This window comes from Nocardioides guangzhouensis (assembly GCF_004519545.1).
Lineage (GTDB): Bacteria > Actinomycetota > Actinomycetes > Propionibacteriales > Nocardioidaceae > Nocardioides > Nocardioides guangzhouensis.
Map to the genome: position 1 here is coordinate 136,960 of NZ_SDKM01000005.1, position 18,442 is coordinate 155,401.

The window sequence follows — 18,442 nt, forward strand, 5'->3', positions numbered from 1 at the left end:
TGTCGGACCGGTCGGGAGCGCCGCCGCTCAGCGGCGCGGCGCCGAGAAGTGCTGGTAGTCCTGCGACGTGGACCAGGCCCCGCCCCAGCCCCAGCCGATGCCGGCGAAGGCGCGGACCACGACGCCGCGCGCGCCGATGGTGCCGGCCGGCAGCGGCCCCGATCCGGACCGGTCCAGCCCGGCGTGCCGCCGGCCGGCGGGCGGGTCGACGGTGCCGTGCAGCCAGGGGTTCTCGACCGGGTTCACGTCGACGGCAGCGCCGTAGGCGTGCTCCGACCAGGTGTCGGTGCCGGCGACCCGGCGGCAGTTGTACGCCGAGGTGTTGTCCGCCGCCATCGACCGGTCGTCGTCGCCGCGGTAGGCGTCCACCAGCCGCATCCGCCGGATCGGGAACCCCGCGTCGTACAGCCGGCCGAAGACCCGGGTGACGGGGGCCGCGTGGACGGCGTGCACGACCATCTCGCCGAGGTGCGCCCGGCCGTCGAAGCCGACGTACCGCATCCGCAGGTGGCGCAGGTCGCTCAGCGGGACCGGGCAGCCCGCGTGGTGGCTGAACCGCATCCGGTGCCGCAGGGCCGGCCCGATCGGCCGCACCGAGGCGACGTACGGCGGTCGTGCATGGACGGTGGACCCGTGCTGCGGGTGCTCGTGGCGGGGCGGCCCCGCGGCGAGACCGGTGCAGGAGCGCAGCCGTCGCCAGTCCGCGACCGCGCGGGCCCGGGCGGACCCGTGCAGGGGAGCCGGGAGGCCGTCGGTGCCGATCACGGCCGGAGCCCAGTCGTCGCCGACCACCCTGCCGTCCCGGACCCGGACCCGCAGCACGCCGGACCGTGGCTGGTGGTCGTGGTACCAGACGAAGTTGCCGAGGCCGTAGTCCACGTACGTGCCGCCGAGCCAGCCGGCGCCGAGCTGCACGTGGGCGTGCGACCCGAGGACGACGTCGGCACCGGCCTCCGCGAGCGCCTGCGCGGTGGCCCGCTGCTGGTGGGTCGGGCAGCCCACGAGCTCCTCGCCCCAGTGCAGGTAGACCACCACGACGTCGGCCCGCCGGCTCGCGGCCCGGACCGCGGTCACGAGCGCGCGCGGCCGGTCGGCGTGGGCGGCTGCGATGCCGGGGTTGCGCGGGCCGGCCTCCCAGACGTCGCTCGACCCCTCGCGCATCGACCCGTCACCGGCCAGGAACGCGACCGAGGTGCCCCGGACCGACGTGAGGTACGGCGTGAAGGCGGCGCGACGGTCGCGGCCGATGCCGACCACCGGGACCGGCCCCCGACGGATCGCGGCCAGTGAGTCCCGCAGGCCGACCGGGCCGAAGTCGGCACCGTGGTTGTTGGCCATCGTCGCGACGTCGACCCCGGCGGCGTCGAGGACGTCGAGCGCCGCGGGCGAGGTGCGGAAGTGGTAGCGCTGGTCGGGGACCTCGAGCTCCTTCGCCTCGGGAGTGCCGCGGGTGGTGATGGCGGACTCGAGGTTGACCATGGCCAGGTCGGCCGCCGCGAGGGTCCGCTCGACCGGGCCCAAGGCGTGCCGGGGGCGCCCGAGCAACCCCGCCAGGTGGGCCTCGAAGTGCACGTCGCCGGCGAAGGCGAGGGTGACCGTGCCGTCGGGCACGGACGGGTGGGGCGGACGCACCCGGTAGCCGGGGTCCGGGAGCGCCTGGGCCGAGTCCGTGCCCGCCCGGGGCACGGCCACCGGCGGCGACGTGCCGGCGCACGCCGTGAGCACCAGGGCGGCTCCTGCCAGCGCAGCTCCCGCCACGTGGACCTGGGTCATCACCGACCTCCTCCCCCTCGTCCCCGGCACCGCGTCGAGGGCTCCTGGTCCACGTCTCGACCGGTGCGGTGTCGGCCCCAGGCCGGAGCGGTGTCGGCCCGGTAACGGCCCCGTTGACGGGTGTCGGGCGGAGGTCGACAGTCGAGGCATGGGCATCGCGGTGCTCGGCCCCCTTCAGGTCGGCGGCGAGGTCAACGGCCTCAGCCCCCGCGACCGTGTGGTGCTCTCGGCCCTGGTCGTCCGGGCCGGCGACCGGGTCAGCACCGACGCGCTGGCCGACGCCCTCTGGGGCGAGGAGCCCCCGCCGACGTGGACCAAGGTGGTCCAGGGCAGCGTGGTCCGGCTGCGGAAGCGGCTGGGGCCGGCCGCGATCACCTCGGAGGTCACCGGCTACCGCCTGGCGCTCCACGACGACGAGCTGGACCACCGGCAGTTCGAGCGCCTGGTCGAGCGAGCGCGCGAGGCCCTGGCGGGCGATGACCCCGAGCGGGCGTCGTACCTCGCGCGCGAGGCGCTCGACCTGTGGCGCGGCGCGGCCTTCCCGGACCTGGAGGAATGGGAGCCGGGTCGGGTCGAGGCGGCCCGGCTCGACGGGCTGCGGCAGGAGACCGAGGAGCTGCGGGTCGAGGCGGAGATCGGCGCCGGCCGGGCGCAGGGGGTGCTGGAGCGGGCCCGGACCCTGGTGGCCCAGGCACCTCTGCGCGAGCGGCGCTGGGTGCTGCTCGCGACCGCGCTCTACCAGTCCGGCCGGCAGGCGGAGGCGCTGGGCGCGGTCAAGCGGGCGCGCACGATGCTGGCCGAGGAGCTCGGCCTGGACCCGGGGCACGAGCTGGTGGAGCTCGAGGACCAGCTCCTCCGCCAGGACGTCACGTTGACCCCGCCTGCGCGGCACGAGGTCAGCGCCGTCTGCCCCTACCGCGGGCTGCTCGCGTACGATGCGGAGCACGCCGACGCGTTCTTCGGTCGCGAGGACGACGTCGCGGCCTGCCTGCGCCGCCTCCGCGACACCGGGGTGCTGGCGGTGGTCGGCCCCTCGGGTGTCGGCAAGTCCTCCCTGGTGCGCGCCGGCGTGGTCTCGGCACTGGCCCGGGCCGGGACGCCGGTGCTCCTCACCACGCCCGGACCGCACCCGATGGACTCGCTGAGCCGGTTGAAGGCGCGCGGCCGGCAGACCCTGGTCGTGGACCAGGCCGAGGAGGCCGTGACCGTCTGCGAGGTCCCCGACGAGCGGGAGCGGTACTTCGCGGCGCTGGCCGCGCACGTGGGCGCCGGTGGCGGGCTCGTCCTCGCGCTGCGAGCGGACCACCTCGGCGACCTCGCGCCGTACCCGGCGATCGCGCGGGTGCTGGAGGACGGCCTCTACCTCCTCGGCCCGATGAGCGAGCCGGACCTCCGCCGCGCGATCGAGGTGCCCGCACGCCGGGCCGGGCTCCGCCTCGAGCCGGGTCTCGTCGACCTCCTGGTGCGGGAGGTCGAGGGTGAGCCCGCCGGGCTGCCGATGCTGTCGCACGTCCTGCGCGAGACGTGGGAACGTCGCGAGGGCGCGACCCTGACGGTGGAAGGCTACCGCGCCACCGGCGGCATCCGGCACGCGGTGACCCAGTCCGCCGAGTCCCTGTACGACGCGATGGACGAGGTCCAGCGCGGTCAGCTGCGCAGCCTGCTGCTCCGGCTCGTCATGCCCTCCGAGGACGGCGACCCCGTCCGGGCGCGGGTCCCGCGCACGCAGGTCGCCGTCGACGCCGGGCACGTCCGGCTGGTCGAACGGCTCGTCGAGGCGCGGCTGGTCAGCGTCGACGGTGACGCGGTCCAGATCGCGCACGAGGCGCTGATCCGGGTGTGGCCGCGGCTCCGGTCCTGGCTGGACGACGACGTGGACGGGCAGCGGATCCTCCGGCACCTCGCCGGGGCCGCCGAGGCCTGGGACACGATGGGGCGGCCGGAGAGCGAGCTCTACCGCGGGGCCCGGCTCGGCCGCACTCTCGAGTGGAGCGAGCGGGCGAGGCCCGACCTCAACGACACGGAGCGGGCGTTCCTCGACGCGTCCGCGGCTCTGGGGCAGGCCGAGGCCAGGAAGGCCCAGGAGCAGTTCGAGCACGAGCGCTCGGTGAACCGGCGCCTGCGCGGCGCCCTGGTCCTCAGCGGGGTCCTCTTGGTGCTGGCCCTGGTCGCCGGGACGGTCGCTGTGTGGACCGCGGGTCGGGCCCGGACCGACCGGGACCGGGCGGAGACGGCAGCCGAGCTCGCCGACGCCCGCCGGGCCGAGGCCCAGGCGATGACGGTCGACGACCCGGCCGCCTCCCTGCTGCTGGCGGCCTCCGCGCTCCAGGTCGACCGCTCCGCGCAGGCGCGGGGGAACCTCGCGGACGCGCTGGCCAGGAACCCGTCCCTGGTCGCCCAACGGGACGCCGGCAACACCGTGGTGGACGTGGCGACGAGCCCCGTGGGCTCCCTGCTGGCCGTCAGCCGGCCGGGGACCGGCGCACCGGGCAGGGGTGAAGGGCTGCGGCTCATGGACGCCGACACGCTCGAGCCGCTCCCCTTCGAGGAGAACCAGCCGACGAGCGCCGTCGCCTTCTCCCCGGACGGTTCGCTCATGGCCCTGGCGATGAACCAGTGGAACGGGAACGACCCGCCTCACATCGTCAGCCAGCCGCTCCGGCTCTACGACATGCCCGACGGCACCCTGGCCGACCACCAGCTCGGCGGCTTCCCGGAGTACAGCGCCATCGAGTACGGCCTGGCCTTCAGCGGCGACGGACGCAGGGTGGCGGCGGAGGTCCAGCAGTACCACCCGCCGACCGGGCTCTGGGACGAGACGGGCGTGGTGACGGTCTGGGACCTCGACCACCGCTCCCAGCCGATCTTCCGGGTGACGGTGCCGGACTACCCGGAGCTGAACCTCAGCCCCGACGGGCGGCGGCTCTACGTCGCGCTGACCGGCGACGACGTCCACCGACCGGTCCGTGTGTACGACGTCGACTCGGGCCGCCTGGTGGACTCCGCCAGCACCGACGTGCTCGACAGGATCGGGGCGTTCGCCGCCGACCTCAGTCCCGACGGCTCGACCTTCGCGGTCAGCACGGCCAGCAACGTGTTGCGCTACGACACGGCCACGCTCGAGACGCGGGGCCCGGACCTGCGCGGACCCGTCGGCGGCTGGCTCGACGTCCTGACCTACTCCCACGACGGCTCGATGCTCGCGGGCGAGTCGAGGGCCGGCGACATCCTCGTCTGGGACGCCGCGTCCGGCAGGCGCCTGTGGCAGTTCACCGAACCGGAGGCCTCGTGGAACATCGCGTTCTCCGCCGACGACCGCAGCCTGTTCACCGCGACAGGTGGTCAGGTGCGGGCCTGGGACCTGACCGGGCGCGGGCTCTTCTCCCTCGGCAGGTCCTCCGACGCCGACGAGTACGCCGTGTCCAAGCCGGCGCCCGACGGGCACACGCTCGTCCGGGAACGGCTGGGCCGGCTCTGGTTCGTCGACGACCGGACCGGGCGTGCGACGCGCCGGACCCCGAAGCAGCAGTACGACTACAGCCATGTGTGGTCACGCGACGGACGCTGGCTGCTCTCCTGGCGTGACGCGCGCCTGCTCCGGCTCTGGGACGCCAGGAGTGCCCGGCTGGTCGGTGAGCGACGATTCGGCACCGGCGACCTCGTCGCCACGTTCAGTGCGGCCGGTGACCGGGTCCTCGTGGGCGACACCGAGCACCGCGCGATCCGGGTGCTGGACCGGGCGACGATGAGGCCGGTCGGCGCGCCCGTCCAGGTCGGGCGGGAGCCGACCATGCTGGTCGAGCACCCGACCGCCGGCACGCTGGACGCCATCGCCTCCGACGGAGCAGTGGATCGCGTCGACCTCGCGGCCGGCACCGTCGAAAGGCTGGCCACGGCCGGCACCGTGTTCGCCTACTACGGGACCGCTGCCGTCGCGCCCGACGGCTCCCGCCTGGCGACGAGCACCGACGACGGTCGGCTCCGGGTCTTCGACACCTCCACCTGGCGTGAGATCGGGTCGGCGTCCGACTCCGAGGAGGCCGCGGTCTCGTTCGCGCCCGACGGCGAGGAGATCGCGTCGGTCGTGCACGGCCGGATCACGCTCTACGACGGACGGACCGCCGCCGTCCGGGCCAGCATCCCGCTGCCGGCCGGGACCCCCGAGGCCTGGTTGGCCTACCTGCCGGACAGCACCGGCCTGCTGGTCACCGCCGTCGACGGGAGCACCTGGACCGTGGACACGCGTCCCTCCGCCTGGCTGGAGCGGGCCTGCCGGACCGCCGGGCGCAACCTGACCCGGGACGAGTGGACGGAGCACTTCCCCAACCGCTCGTACGAGGTCACCTGCCCCCAGTGGCCCGCCGGGGAGTGAGTCCGGGCAGAGGAGGCGCCGGCCGGTGGTCCCGGCCGGAGGGTCGATCGGCCCTGTTGGACGGGTCGGGCGCCGCGCACGCTGGGAGCAGGAGGGACGAGGTCTCGAGGAGGGGCCAGGCATGCGCGACAGCCTGCGGCTGGGCACGGTGGCCGGCGTCCCGGTGGCGATCCACTGGAGCGTGCTGGTCATCGCGGTGCTGCTCGCCTGGGGTCTGGCGGACGGCGTCCTCCCGCAGACGGCCCCGGGCCATGCCGCCGCGACGTACTGGCTGGCCGGTGCCGTCGGGGCCCTGCTCCTGCTGCTCTCGCTGCTGGCGCACGAGCTCGCCCACTCGGTGGTGGCCCGCCGCTGCGGCGTGGAGGTCGAGGGGCTCACGCTGTGGCTGTTCGGCGGGGTCGCCACGCTGGGCGGGGAGTCGCCGACGCCGCGCGCCGACTTCCGGATCGCCGCGGTGGGGCCCGCCACCAGCCTGGCGCTGGGGCTCGGGTTCGTGCTCATGGCGTTCGGTCTCGACGGGCTCGGCGCCGGCAACGTCGTGGTCAGCGTCGCGGTGTGGCTGGGCACGATCAACCTCGTGCTCGGCGTCTTCAACCTGCTCCCGGGCGCCCCGCTGGACGGCGGCCGGATCCTGCGCGCGGTGCTCTGGAAGCGTGGCGGCGATCGCGACCGGGCCGCCGCGGCGGCCACGAACGCCGGTCAGGTCGTCGGCTACGCGCTGGTGGCCCTCGGCGTGGTGTCGGTGATCGCGGGCGACAGCGTGGGCGGCCTGTGGATGGTGCTCATCGGCTGGTTCGTGACGGCCGCGGCCCGGGCCGAGCACGACGCGACCGTCTCCCAGCACGTGCTGCAGGGCGTGACCGTCGGCGACGTGATGAGCTCCGACGTGCGGACGGGGAGCGCGGACCTGAGCATCGACGCGTTCGTGCACGGGCAGGTCCTCGGCGGCCGCCACTCGGCGTACCCCGTCGTCGGCGTGGACGGCACCGTGGTCGGCCTCGTGACGCTCGCCCAGCTGCGCGGCGTACCGCCGAGAGAGCGGGTCACCCGGCGGGTCAGGGAGGTCGCCGTCCCGCTCGCGCACGTCGCCACCGCCGCTCCGGGCGACCCGCTCGCCGAGCTGCTGCCTCGCGTCACCGCCGAGTCCGGGCGCCGGGCGCTGGTCTTCGACGGTGGCCGGCTGGTCGGCATCGTGACCCCGGCCGACGTGTCCCGCACGCTCGAGACCCGGCAGCTGCTCGGCCGCCCCGAGCCCACCGGCCGGTGACCATCCCGATGATCCGCACGAGCTCTCGCGCGTCCCGACACGGCGTCCTATCCTAGACGGCGTGAGCGGTGGAGGCCCGCTCGACGGGACGAACGAAGGGCCTGGTCTCGAGGGACCCGGGCTGGAGCTGGACCGGATGCTGGACCAGCTGGTCGAGCGCGCCCAGGACGTGAGGGCGGCCCAGGACCGTCTGCGCGGCCTGCTGCGCGCCAACCGAGTCATCGTCGAGGACCTCGGTCTCGACACGGTGCTGCGCCGCATCGTCGAGGCGGCCTGCGAGCTCGTGCGCGCGCCCTACGGCGCACTCGGGGTGATCGCTCCCGACGGCAGCGGCCTGGAGGAGTTCATCCACGTCGGGCTGAGCGAGCAGACGGTCGCAGCGATCGGACGGCTCCCCGAGGGCAAGGGGCTCCTCGGGGCGCTCATCGAGGACCCGCGACCGATCCGGTTGCGCGACATCCGCGACGACCTGCGGTCGATCGGCTTCCCCGACGGGCACCCGCCGATGCGGGGGTTCCTGGGGGTCCCGATCCGGGTGCGGGACGACGTCTTCGGCAACCTCTACCTGGCCTCGCTCGAGGAGGGCGGGTTCAGCGAGGAGGACGAGGAGCTGGTGTCGGCGCTCGCGCGGACAGCCGGGACCGCCATCGACAACGCGCGGCTCTACGAGCAGGCCCGCCACCGGCAGCAGTGGCTGGAGGCGTCCACCGAGGTGACCCGGGACCTCCTCTCGACGTCCGGTGACTCGCTCGCGCTGATCGCCGAGCACGTGAAGGTGCTCGCCACCGCGGACGTGGTGACCGTCGTGGTGCCGGACGCGGATCAGGACCGACTCCGCATCGCCGTCGCGGTCGGTGAGGCGGCGGCCGAGCTGACCGGCCACACCTATCCGCTCGAGAACACCCTGAGCGAGCTGGTCATCGAGAGAGCAGAGCCTCTGGTGGTCGAAGACGCACTGGTGGCCGGCCACCAGGACCGCACCGTGCACCTCACCTCGGTCCTGCAGGTGGGGCCGGTTGCCGCGGTTCCCCTCGTCGAGCACGGGCGTGCGGTCCGCGGCGTGCTCATGGTGGGCCGGTTGCGTGGGCACCGGGGGTTCTCGGCCGCCGAGGTCGAGATGACCACGACCTTCGCGTCCCACGCCTCGATCGCGCTGGCGCTGGCCGAGGCCCGGCGCGAGGCGGAGCGGCTGGCGCTGCTGGAGGACCGGACCAGGATCGCCCGTGACCTGCACGACCACGTGATCCAGCAGCTGTTCGCCGCCGGCATGACCATCCAGGGCGTGACCGGCACCCTGCCCCGGGACGGGCGGGCCGCGGCCCGGCTCGAGGCCGTGGTCGACGACCTGGACGAGGCGATCCGCCAGATCCGCACGTCGATCTTCCAGCTCCAGCCGCGGCCGGCCGCTGGCGCCGGCGTGCGGGACGCGGTCCTCGAGGTGGTCGCGGAGGTGGCCCGGGCGCTGGGCTTCACCCCCGCGGTCCGGTTCGACGGGCCCGTGGACACGCTCGTCGACAAGGAGCTGGCGGGCGACGTGCTCGCGGTGGTGCGGGAGACGCTGACGAACACGGCCAAGCACGCCCGTGCGACGTCGGTCGCGGTCGAGGTCGCGGTCGAGGGGGAGTGGCTGGCCGTCACCGTGACCGACGACGGGAACGGGCTCCGGGCGGAGGGGCCGCGCAGCGGCCTGGAGAACCTCGCCCAGCGAGCCCGTGCGCGCTCCGGGGGCCTCGAGGCCGGGGTCCGGGCCACGGCCCGGGGAACCGTGGTCCGCTGGACCGCCGCGCTCTGCTGACCCACCACGAGCGGGCTCGGCGCAGGTCAGGAGGAGCCGGGCACCACGGCCACCGTGCACCGGGCATGCTCGACCACCCCCCGGGTCACCGGGTCCACCGGGCGCGCGGCGATCCCGGTGCGGGGCGGGGCGCCCACCACCAGCATCCCGGCGTGTGCTGACGCGCGAGCCAGGCACTCGACCGCCGGGCCCCGGCCCAGCTCGAAGTCCACGTCCACGTCCGGGTACGTCGTCCTCAGCCCGGCCACTCCCTCGGTGACCGCCCGGCGGCCCAGCAGCAGTCCTTCCAGGTCCCGGTCGGTCATCCCGGTCAGCCCGTGGTGGAAGTCGACGCAGTACACGACCCTGAGCGACAGGCCGAGCAGGGCGGCGCGCGCGTAGGCGAACTCCATCGCAGCGGCCGACGTCCCGGTGCCGCTGGTCCCCACGACGATACGACGGGGCCCCTCGTCCCCCGGGCCGGCGACGGGACGCACCACCAGCGCCGGGCAGCGGGAGTGCAGCGCGACGTGGAGCCCCACGGACCCGAGCAGCAGGTTCCGCACGGAACCGAGCCCGCGCGATCCGACGACGACGGCCCGGGCGGTCCGGGAAGCGTGCTCCAGCGCCGTGCGCGGGTCGTCGCGGGCGATCTCGGTGCTGACCGCGAGGCCCGGGGCCACCCCGAGCGCGATCTGGCGGGCGTGGTCGAGGATCGCGACCTCCGCGCCTCCCGGAGGCGTCTCGACGAGGTGGTGGGGGACGGTCCCGGAGATCCGGGTCGGGGCGTGCACGACATCGAGCCGCCTGACCTCCAGCGCAGCGAGGCCCGCGGCGGTGTGCACTGCACCCTCGCTGTGGTCCGAGCCGTCGACACCCACCACGACGGCGCCGGAATGCTGGTTCGGCGCCATGCGAGAAGCGTCCACCACCGCCGGGAGCGGGAGAAGTCTCGGAGGGCCCGGCTGCCCGGGCCGAAAGTCACTGCGACGCGCGGAGCGGACCCCTGTCGGTCTTAAGTGTATTAATCAAGTAGAATTTATTGAGTAAAGGTCGACGGGCGCACCACGATCCCGCTCGACACGTCGTGCGGAAGGGGTCGCAGTGCAGGTATCGGTGATCGGGACGGGCTACCTCGGAGCCGTGCACGCGGCCGGGCTGGCGGAGCTCGGCTTCGACGTGGTCGGCATCGACCACGACGCGGCGAAGGTGGCGGCGCTCGGCGCGGGTCGGGCGCCGTTCTACGAGCCGGGGCTGGAGCCCCTGCTGCGGAAGGGCACGGAGTCCGGGCGGCTGCGGTTCACCACCGACGTCGCGGCGGCCGCCGGGGCCGACGTCCATTTCCTCTGCGTCGGCACCCCCCAGCAGCCGGACGGGCTGCGCGCCGACCTTAGCCACCTCGACGCCGCGGTCGACGCCCTGGCCGGGGTCCTGGCCGACGGCGCGGCTGGGCGGCCCCCGCGCCGGCCGACCCTGGTGGTCGGCAAGTCCACCGTGCCCGTGGGCACCGCGGCCCGGCTGGCCACCCGGCTCCAGGAGGTCGCCGGGCCCGGCGTCGAGCTCGCCTGGAACCCGGAGTTCCTGCGCGAGGGCCACGCGGTCGACGACACGCTGCGCCCGGACCGGATCGTCCTCGGCGTCGCCGGGCCGACGGGGGAGCAGGTCCTGCGCCGGGTGTACGCCGAGGCGGTCGCCGCCGGCACCCCGGTCGTGGTCAGCGACCTGGCCACGGCGGAGCTGGTGAAGGCCGGCGCCAATGCCTTCCTCGCCACCAAGATCTCCTTCATCAACGCGATGGCCGAGCTGTGCGCGGCGACCGGGGCGAACGTGACCACGCTGGCCGAGGCGCTCGGCCACGACGTCCGGATCGGCCGCCGGTTCCTCGACGCCGGCCTGGGCTTCGGCGGCGGCTGCCTGCCCAAGGACGTGCGTGCCCTGCGGGCCCGGGCCGAGGAGCTCGGGGTGGACGCCCTGTCGTTCCTCGACGACGTCGACCGGGTCAACCGCGACCGTCGCACCCGCGTGGTGGAGCTCGCCTCCGGGCTGCTGGAGCACCGCCTCGAGGGTCGCCGGGTGGCGGCGCTCGGAGCCTCCTTCAAGCCGCACTCGGACGACGTACGCGACTCCCCGGCGCTCGAGGTGGCGCAGCGACTCCGCGAGCGCGGCGCCCTGGTCCGCGTCTACGACCCGGTGGCCGCGACCACGGCGGCGCGAGTCGCCCCGGACCTGGAGTACGCCGACAGCGCGGTCACGGCGTGCCGCGACGCCGACGTCGTGCTCCACCTGACCGAGTGGCCGGAGTTCCGCGCCGCAGACCCGCACGCGTACGCCGAGGTGGTCGGCCGGCGGCTCGTCGTGGACGCCCGCAACTGCCTGCCCCGGGACCGCTGGCGCGAGGCCGGATGGCACTACGTCTCCCTGGGGGCGGCGTGAGCACCGTCCTCCCCGAGCCCGAGAGCCGGCCCGCTGCCGGACCCGCCGCCACGGGGGCGGCGGGTCCGCGCGTGGCCACACCGGTGTCCGTGGTGATGCCGGTGCTGAACGAGGAGCGTTACCTCGAGCAGTCCGTCCGCCGGGTGCTCGACCAGCACTACGCCGGCCGGGTCGAGGTGGTGCTCGCGGTCGGGCCGTCTCGGGACCGGACGCTGGAGATCGCCCGCCGGCTGGCCGCAACGGACCGGAGGGTCCGGGTGCTGCCGAACCCGACCGGCCGCACGCCCGAGGCGCTGAACCTCGCCGTGCGCGCCTCCCGCCACCCGTACGTCGTTCGCGTCGACGCGCACGGGCTGCTGCCGCCGGGCTACCTCACCGAGGTGGTGCGGCTGCTCGAGGCCACCGGTGCCGCGAACGTCGGCGGGATGATGAGGGTCGAGGGGGACAACGCGTTCGGGCACGCGGTGGCGCGGGCGATGTCCTCGCCGCTGGGGATCGGCGGCTCGAAGTTCCACGTCGGCGGCGAGCCCGGCCCGGCGCGCACCGTCTACCTCGGCGCGTTCCGGCGTGAGGCACTGGTCCGGCTCGGCGGCTTCGACGAGCACTTCCGGCGGGCCCAGGACTGGGAGCTCAACTACCGCCTGCGGCGGGCCGGCGAGACGGTCTGGTTCACGCCGCACCTCGCGGTGACCTACCGCCCGCGCCGCACCCTGCGGGCCCTCGCCCGGCAGTTCCACGCGTCCGGCCGGTGGCGGCGCCAGATCGTCGACCACCACCCGGAGACCGCGAGCTTCCGCTACCTCGCCGCCCCCGTCGCCACCGCCGGCATCGTGCTCGGCGTGCTGCTCGGGCTGGGAGCGCTGGTGTCGGGGTGGGCCTGGCTGCACGTCGGCTGGCTGGCGCCGGCGGGCTACCTCGCCGGCCTGCTCGGCGCCTGCCTGAGCATGGGGCGCGGGCTGGCGGCGCGGTCCTGGCTGTGGCTCCCGGTGGTGACCGCGACCATGCACCTCAGCTGGGGATCAGGCTTCCTGCGCAACATCCGGCGCTGACCGACCGGCGTACGCCGTCATCGCCCGGACGAACCCGGGGGCATGGAGCGCCCAGTCGACGTGTGCCCGCGCCCACGCATGGCCGGCCGCGCCCATCGCACGGCGCCGGTCGGGGTCCCCGACCAGCCGGCGCACGGCGTCGGCCGTGGCGGCCCCCACCTCGGCCGACCCGCCGAACGGCACCACGACCCCGCCGCCGGAGTCCTCGACCGTGCGCGCCGCCAGCGGCAGCGGCGTGGTGAGCGCGGGGACGCCGTGCGCGAGGTACTCCAGCACCTTGGTCGGACGCGAGTGGCGGTAGTTGGGCTCGTCGTGCAGCAGCGAGAGCCCGGCCGTCGCGCCGGCCACCCGGCCCATCGCCTGCGCCGAGGGCAGGAAGCCTCGCCAGTCCACCACGCCGCGGTCGTGCGCCCGGGCGAGCAGCGTGGTGGCCTCTGCGTCGGCGTGGCCGACCAGCTCGACCCGGATGCCGGTGTCCGCGAGTGCGCGGCCGGCGGCCACCAGGTCGTCGGCCCCGCGGGCCCGGGTCAGGTGACCGACGTAGACCACGCGCGGGTCGTCGGGCCGCCGCACCGTCGCGGGCACGTGCGCGCAGTTCGGGACCACCGGGTGCGGTCCCGCGAACCTGTCGCGGTAGGCGTCCTCGGCCAGCAGCAGGTGCACCCGGCGCTCCGCGGCTCGCTCGGCCCGTCGTACCGCGGCCGCCGCGACCGGGACGACCGCGGGTGGCAGCCATGGCTTGGTCCGCAGCGCCGCCGCGGTGTCCTCGTGGACGTCCCAGACCACCGGCACCGGGAGTCCGCGGACGGCCAGCAGCAGCTCCGGGTCGTGCACCAGCACCACGTCGTGGCCGGCCGCCCGCTCCCGGAGCAGCGACCGGGCCGCGCGCAGGGCCCGGCCCCGGTGCCGTCCGTGGGCCCGCGGCACGTCGAGCGTGGTCAGGCCGGCTTCGGGGGCGCGGGTCACGGCGTACCCAGAGAACGGGGCGGCGTAGCTGACCTGCCAGCCCGCGGCGAGCAGCGCCGCGACCTGGCGGTGCCGGATCCTGGCGTCGTCGGGGTGGTGGACGACGGTGAGGACCAGTGCCCTCACCGCCGCTCCTGGTCGGGCTGGGCCACCGACTCGCTGTACGCCGCGACCACCTCGTCGGTCGGCCCGTCCATGCGGAGCACGCCGCGGTCCATCCACAGGACCCGGTCGCACGTCTGCTGGATCGTCGACATCGAGTGGCTCACCAGCAGCACGGTTCCCGCGTTCCCGACGATCTCGCGGATCCGCTCCCGGCTGCGCTGCTTGAACTCCGCGTCGCCGGTGGCCAGGGCCTCGTCGACCAGGAGCACGTCGGGGGAGGTCGCGGTGGAGATCGCGAAGCGGAGCCGGGCCGACATCCCCGAGGAGTACGCGCTCATCGGGAGCTGGACGAAGTCGCCGATCCCGGCGAAGTCGACGATGGCGTCGAAGCGCTCCCGGACCTCCGTCGGGCTGAGGCCGAGGGCCAGCGAGCCCAGCACGATGTTGCGTTCGCCGCTCAGCTCCTTCACCAGGACCCCACCGACGCCGAGCAGGGACGGCGTCCCCGCCGCGTACACGCCGCCGGAGGAGGGCGGCACCAGGCCGGCGACCGCGCGCAGGAGCGTGCTCTTGCCGGACCCGTTGTGGCCGATCACGCCGATCGACTCGCCGTGGTGCGCCACGAACGAGACGCCCGTCACCGCGTGCACCCGGTCCACCGCGGCGACGTGCCGGCGCAGGGTGAACCGGCGCCCGGACCCCGGCTCGGTCGTACGCCGGCCGCCGTAGGTCCGGTAGGAGACGTGCAGGTCGTCGACGACCACTGACGGCCCGGTCCGCTCGGTGCCCTGCTCAGTCACGTCCGTATCCCTCCTCGCCGTTCCAGAACCACACGACCCCGACCAGCAGCGCACCGAGCGCCCAGCCGGTCGCCCACAGCCAGGTCGAGGCCGTGAGGTGGATGCCCTGGAGCAGGCAGCCGCGGGCCAGCTCGAGGTAGACGGCGACCGGCTGGTGTGCGAGCGCGGCGCCGAGCCCCCCGGGCCCGGCGTAGTGCTCGATCGAGAAGAAGACCCCGGAGACATACATCAGGGCCCGGGTGACGAACGGCACGATGTTGGCGACGTCCCGGACCTGGGAGACCATCCGGGCCGTCCCGAGCGCGAGACCGGTGCCGAACACCGACTGCAGCAGCACCGCGACCGGCAGCAGCAGCCAGCTCCAGGCCGGCGGCTCGCCGGTCAGCAGCACCACGCCGAGCAGGACGACCAGCGCCGGAAGGAGGGTCAGCAGCTCGGCGAGGACGACCGACACCGGGAGCAGCGCGCGCGGGAACCGCAGCGTGCTGACCAGCGACTGGTTGCGGATGACCGAGCTGGCGCCGGCGGAGAGCGACGTGGAGGTGAACCGGAACAGGAAGACGCCGATCACCAGGAACGCGGCGAAGTTGTCCACGCCGCGGGAGGTGTCCAGGACGTGGCCGAACACGAAGAGGTAGACGCCCGCCCACAGCATCGGCGTGAGCACCGCCCAGAGCTGACCGAGGTAGCTGACCTGGTTGCTGGCGTAGGCGCGGGCTCCGGCCAGGCTGATCGCGAAGTGCCGGCGCGACCACACGTCCGCCAGGTAGCGCGAGAGCGAGGGTCGGGCGCCGCTGCGGGTCAGCCCGTGCCGGGCGGCGAGCTCCGCCGCGGTCTCGGAACGTCCCTCCGCGGGCGCCCGGTGGTCGGTGACCGTCACAGCCGGCTCGCCTCCGGGCCGGTGGTCACGCCGCGGGTGTCGAGGAACAGCGAGGACGCCCGCGCCAGCGCGTCGACGTCGTACGTCGCGTGGTTCTGGACCAGGACCACGAGGTCGGCCTCGGGCACCCCGGCGTCGAGGTCGACGACCCGGGCGACCGGGATGCCGGCGTCCCAGACGGGCACGTGCGGGTCGTGGTAGCGCACCTCGGCGCCGAGCATCGCGAGTTGGCGGGCCAGCGGGACGGCCGGCGACTCGCGCTGGTCGGTGATGTCGGGCTTGTAGGTGACGCCGAGCAGCAGCACCCGGGCGCCCTGGGTGGCCAGGCCGGCCTCGTTGAGCAGGTTCTGCGCGCGGCGGGCGACGTACGCCGGCATGGTGGCGTTGATCTCCTGGGCCAGCTCCACGAAGCGGAACGGGTAGCCGAGCCGGGCCCGGACGCTGTGGGACAGGTAGTTGGGGTCGATCGGGATGCAGTGCCCGCCGACGCCGGGCCCGGGGAAGAACGCCTGGAACCCGAACGGCTTGGTCGAGGCGCAGCGGATCACGTCCCACAGGTCGACCCCGAGCTCGTGGCAGAACCGGGCCATCTCGTTGACCAGCGCGATGTTGATGTGGCGGTAGGTGTTCTCGAGGAGCTTCGCGGTCTCGGCCTCGGCGGTGCCGGCCGCCTCGACGACCTGCTCGACGAGCTTGCCGTAGAACGCGGACGCCCGGGCCGTGCACCCGGGGGTGTGCCCGCCGACCACCTTCGGGGTGTTGCGCAGGCCGAACTCGGGGTTGCCCGGGTCGATCCGCTCCGGGGAGAACGCGAGTGCGAAGTCGGTGCCGGCGGTCAGGCCCGAGGCGGACTCCAGGATCGGGCGCACCACCTCGTCGGTGGTGCCCGGGTACGTCGTGGACTCCAGCACCACGAGCTGGTCCGGGTGGAGGTGGGCGGCCACGGTGGTCATCGCCTTGCGGACCGGCCCGAGGTCCGGGCCGCCGTCCTTGGACAGTGGCGTCGGGACGCACACGACCGCGACGTCGGCGCGGGTCAGCACCTCGGGGTCGGTGGTCGCGCGGAAGCCGCCGTCGAGCATGGCCTGCACGTCGTCGTCGCCGAGGTCGTCGATGTGCGACCGGCCGGCGTTGAGCGAGTCGACGGTGGCCCGGGAGACGTCGTACCCGACGACGCGGAGGCCGGCGCGCGCCGCCTCACCGGCCAGCGGCATCCCGACGTACCCGAGGCCGAGCACCACCAGGTCGACGTCGACAGGGAAGGCCTCGGCCGGGTCTCCGGTGGTGCGGGTGTCGGTGCGGGTCATGCGGTGGCTCCTTGGTCGGGGACGGTCGGTCGGTGCGGACCGGTCGGTCCGCTCCGGGGTGTCGCGCTGGGCGGGCGCCAGCAGGCGCGCGTAGAGGTCGGCGTACCGGTCGGCGGCGGCCGACCAGGTGCGGGTCCCGGCCACCACGGCGCGGCCGCGGGCGCCGAGCCGGTGCCGGAGCCCGGGGTCGCCGGCGAGCCGGCGCAGGGCGCCGGCGAGGGCGTCGGCGTCGCCGGGGGGCACCAGCAGGCCGGTCTCCTCGTGACCGACCAGCTCGCGGAGCGGCGGCAGGTCCGAGGCCACGACGGGGCGGCCCACCGCCATTGCCTCGACCGGCTTGAGCGGCGGGACCAGGCGGGTGACGGGGAGGTCGAGGCGCGGGACGCAGTAGACGTCGATCGCCGCGTGCCAGCGGGCGACCTCCGCGGCCGGCACGCGGCCGACGAAGGTGACCGGCAGGCCGCGCGAGGCGGTCTCGAGGTCGGTCCGGGCCGGGCCGTCGCCGACCACGAGGAGCCGGACGCCGGGGACCCGGGCGACCGCCCGGACCAGGACGTCGATGCCCTCGTAGTGGTTGAGGGTCCCGACCACGCCGACGATCACCTCGCCGGTGGCCCGGCCGGGCCAGGCGACCGGTTCGAGGTCGTCGGCCAGGAAGGCGTCCGGGACGGCGTTGGGGGAGACCGTCACGGCGACCGGGTCGATCCCGCGGGCGACGACCTCGTCCCGCATCGTCGTCGCGAGGGTGACCACGGCGTCGGCCTCGCGCATGCACCAGGTCTCGGTGCGCCGGGCCAGCCGCCAGGCCTCCGAGCGGCGCTGCTCCCCGTCCGCCGACCGCCGGGTCTCCTCGACGAAGCCGCGGACCTCGTAGACCACCGGGACGCCGTACCGGCGGCCGAGCGCGATCGCGACCTGGCCGTTGGGGTGGGCGCTGTGCGCGTGCAGGACGTCGGGGCGGAGCCGTTCGACGAGGCGGGCGGACCGGACGACGTCCCGGGCCAGGGCCGCGTCTGCACGGAGCGGGACCACGCCGAGGGTGCGGTGGTAGGGGACGCCGTCCACCTCGGTCCGGGCGGGGGCTCCGAGGTGGCCGCGCGCCGCGGGAAAGCCGAGCCGGGTCGCGACGTGGGCGTCGATGCCGGCGCCCCGTTGTGCGCGCACGATGCCCTGGGTGCGGACGGTGTAGCCCGCGACCACCTCCGGCAGGGTGTTGGTGGCCAGGTGCAGCACCCGCAGGGGCCGGCCGTCGGGGAGGCCCCGGAGGGCGTCCCGGCCGGCACGGTCCTGCGGGGCGCCGGCGTCCGGGCTGAGCGCGCCGAGCTCACCCGCGACGTACGCCGCGAGCAGCCGGCCGCGCGGACCCCGCACGGCACCGGCGGCGGCCAGCGCCGTGGACAGCTCGCCGGCGGCCAGGGCGGCCAGCGCGTCCTGCAGCGCGCCGGGCGCGACGCCGCCGCGGCGGGCGACGAGCCGGCGGACCGCGGAGGCGGCGACGACCGAGTTCCGCGGCAGCCGCGGCGCCTGCCGGAGGGCGTCCGCGACGGCGGAGGACCGAGGGGACACGGGGGTGCTCCTGTCTCGCGTGGCGTGTCTCGTTAATCTACTGACTTACTAGAGATAATGTACCCGTCGGGCAGCCGCCCGGTGCGCAGGCCCTCCGACGTGTCGGCGGCGCCCGCCGCGGCTCCGTCGAGACCCCCGTCGAGACCCCCG

At 75.2% G+C, this 18,442-nt stretch carries 11 protein-coding genes; 5 read left to right on the forward strand and 6 right to left on the reverse strand.

Features of this window, described 5'->3' with window-relative positions; all coding sequences use genetic code 11:
* Positions 1 to 27: 27 nt before the first annotated feature.
* On the reverse strand, positions 28 to 1,773 hold the full coding sequence (locus EKO23_RS05120) for a CapA family protein (protein ID WP_167880329.1): 1,746 nt from the start codon (positions 1,771 to 1,773) through the stop codon (positions 28 to 30).
* A gap of 148 nt (positions 1,774 to 1,921) precedes the next feature.
* Between EKO23_RS05120 and EKO23_RS05125 the strand changes: the two genes are divergently transcribed.
* The 3 genes from EKO23_RS05125 (at position 1,922) to EKO23_RS05135 (ending at position 9,207) form a co-directional block, all read left to right on the forward strand.
* Entirely contained in the window at positions 1,922 to 6,145 is a 4,224-nt protein-coding gene (locus tag EKO23_RS05125; RefSeq protein ID WP_134714750.1) for an nSTAND1 domain-containing NTPase, read from the forward strand.
* Positions 6,146 to 6,266: 121 nt separating this feature from the next.
* A complete protein-coding gene (locus tag EKO23_RS05130) occupies positions 6,267 to 7,412 on the forward strand; it encodes a site-2 protease family protein (protein ID WP_134714752.1) in 1,146 nt (381 codons plus the stop codon).
* A gap of 61 nt (positions 7,413 to 7,473) precedes the next feature.
* Positions 7,474 to 9,207 (forward strand): sensor histidine kinase, encoded by a 1,734-nt coding sequence (locus EKO23_RS05135; RefSeq protein ID WP_134714754.1) that lies wholly within the window; start codon positions 7,474 to 7,476, stop codon positions 9,205 to 9,207.
* Between the two features lie 26 nt (positions 9,208 to 9,233).
* On the opposite strand, the gene EKO23_RS05140 is transcribed toward EKO23_RS05135, so the two are convergent.
* The gene (locus tag EKO23_RS05140) at positions 9,234 to 10,100 is read right to left on the reverse strand and encodes a universal stress protein (protein ID WP_134714756.1); all 867 of its coding nucleotides are present in this window, start codon (positions 10,098 to 10,100) and stop codon (positions 9,234 to 9,236) included.
* A gap of 190 nt (positions 10,101 to 10,290) precedes the next feature.
* Between EKO23_RS05140 and EKO23_RS05145 the strand changes: the two genes are divergently transcribed.
* Positions 10,291 to 11,619: a UDP-glucose dehydrogenase family protein gene (locus tag EKO23_RS05145; protein ID WP_134714758.1), complete on the forward strand. Its 1,329-nt coding sequence runs from the start codon at positions 10,291 to 10,293 to the stop codon at positions 11,617 to 11,619.
* Between the two features lie 71 nt (positions 11,620 to 11,690).
* Positions 11,691 to 12,668, forward strand: a complete 978-nt coding sequence (locus EKO23_RS05150; RefSeq protein ID WP_425464382.1) for a glycosyltransferase family 2 protein — start codon at positions 11,691 to 11,693, stop codon at positions 12,666 to 12,668.
* Here the strand turns inward: EKO23_RS05150 and EKO23_RS05155 are convergent.
* From EKO23_RS05155 to EKO23_RS25785, 4 genes are read right to left on the reverse strand one after another with little or no spacing between them, the layout of a single operon-like run.
* Positions 12,639 to 13,760 carry a glycosyltransferase gene (locus EKO23_RS05155; RefSeq protein ID WP_134714762.1) on the reverse strand — a complete coding sequence of 374 codons (1,122 nt, stop codon included), beginning with the start codon at positions 13,758 to 13,760 and terminating at the stop codon, positions 12,639 to 12,641. The two genes, EKO23_RS05150 and EKO23_RS05155, sit on opposite strands and share 30 nt — an antisense overlap.
* Positions 13,757 to 14,539 carry an ABC transporter ATP-binding protein gene (locus EKO23_RS05160; RefSeq protein WP_246050912.1) on the reverse strand — a complete coding sequence of 261 codons (783 nt, stop codon included), beginning with the start codon at positions 14,537 to 14,539 and terminating at the stop codon, positions 13,757 to 13,759. Before EKO23_RS05160 ends, EKO23_RS05155 begins: the two co-directional genes overlap by 4 nt.
* Positions 14,532 to 15,419, reverse strand: coding sequence for an ABC transporter permease (locus tag EKO23_RS26060; RefSeq protein WP_134714766.1), 888 nt, complete (start codon positions 15,417 to 15,419; stop codon positions 14,532 to 14,534). Before EKO23_RS26060 ends, EKO23_RS05160 begins: the two co-directional genes overlap by 8 nt.
* A complete protein-coding gene (locus EKO23_RS25785; RefSeq protein ID WP_134714768.1) occupies positions 15,416 to 18,292 on the reverse strand; it encodes a nucleotide sugar dehydrogenase in 2,877 nt (958 codons plus the stop codon). The genes EKO23_RS26060 and EKO23_RS25785 overlap by 4 nt, the downstream gene beginning before the upstream one ends.
* Between the last annotated feature and the right edge of the window lie 150 nt (positions 18,293 to 18,442).